Annotated in this window: 1 protein-coding gene; it reads left to right on the forward strand. The window is 50.1% G+C overall.

Translation table 11 applies throughout. The features are described 5' to 3' along the window. Positions 1-239: 239 nt before the first annotated feature. A partial coding sequence (locus ACW4QM_RS11435; protein ID WP_455798470.1) for a helicase-related protein occupies positions 240-1,686 on the forward strand: 1,447 nt, incomplete at its 3' end.

Below are 1,686 nucleotides of genomic sequence, written 5' to 3' on the forward strand. Positions count from 1 at the left end.
CTCCCGATTATCGGCGCTGCATGGAACAGGCATCGGCGCTGTGGACATACATCATCGGCGTAGCGTGGAACAGTCACCGCTCAGGCGTACCGTACGCAGAAAGATTCAGGCTCAATAAAGATATCTGGACAATCTGCCCCCACTCGAACGACGATATTATATATCGATGCGACGCATGCGGATGCGAGACTCATCTTTACACGAACGGAGTCTGCACCACGACGAAATGCGAGGGGTCGATGGTAAAAACGACGTTCACCGAAGCAAGAAACAAAGATCGTTACTACAAAGCAGTATATCAAGAAGATGCTCTCCCCCTCGACATTCAGGAACACACAGCACAGCTGTCGTCCAAAAGGGCAAGGGAAATCCAAGCCGACTTCATCAAAGGAAACGTGAATGTGCTCAGTTGCACTACAACCTTTGAACTAGGCGTGGACGTTGGCGACTTGCGAGCCGTCTTTATGAGAAATATTCCTCCTACTACTGCAAACTACACCCAACGGGCCGGCCGGGTTGGACGTCGTGCGGGAAAACCTGGATACGCAATCACGTTTGCGCGCCTTCGTCCTCACGACATTGCGCATTTCAACGATCCTGCAAAGATAATCGCCGGTGAAACAAGAGTTCCTATGTGCTATCTGGACAACGCAGCCATCGCCGTACGCCATGTCTTCGCTGTCGCTATGTCTGAATTTTTCCGTTATGCTCATGAGGTTTTGAATAAGGATTTTTCCCACGACTACAATGACTTCATGGATCTCTCCAGTGCGGAACCAAACGGCCTCAAGGAATTGCAGACATATCTCGCATCACGGCCCAATAGCATACGATCGCAGATCGCACGAATCATTCCCCAAAATCTTTCAGTCGCAAATGAGATCGGAGTAGAGAGGTGGAAATGGGTCGCTAAGCTCGTAAACCCTCTTGATTGGCGCAATGGAAAAGAAGGAGGTAGATTACCGATTGCTCATAGCCTCAAGCATGCTGACTTTGAACGAATCCAAGAAGGTATTGAGCAGAATATAGACGTCAATGATCGGTTGACCTCAAGCTTATTCAAATCCAGAGACGCGCTTAAAAAGGAAAAAACCATTGCTGTCCTAGCGGAAAATGGCATCCTTCCAAAATATGGTTTTCCGACCGACCTCGTAGAACTCCATCTTCCCGTAATACAACAATCCGTTGAAGAGAACAGGCTATCTCTTTCCAGAGGTATGCGCCAAGCTATCAGAGAATATGCGCCTGGCTCAGAAATCGTTGCAGGTAAAACCCTTTGGAAATCCGTAGGCGTCAAGAAGCCCAAAGGCCAAGAGCTTCAAGTCCGACGATACGGAAAATGCCCCACTTGCGGAACTTTCGTCTGGCCGATAGAAAACTACAGCGATAAAGGTGAGTGTCCTGTATGCCACAATGAACTCCTGCTTAACAAAAAGATGCTTATTCCGTCATACGGCTTCGTTGGCGAAGAGAGCGAGAAGGGGGTCGGCCTCAGAAAGCCAAGATCGCGAGGGCACACATCCGTTCACTTCAGCCAGCATTGGCCTAGTGAGGCAATTACCACAAACGTCAATTTTCCTGGAGGAACGGGGGTGCGGACAAAAAGTTGGACACTCCGGTGTCCGGATTGGAGTCCGCATGTACCCGTTGGAGACCAGGGAGCTCGCCGTGGAGGCCGTCGCGGCG

Source organism: Adlercreutzia sp. CNCM I-6207 (assembly GCF_977072305.1).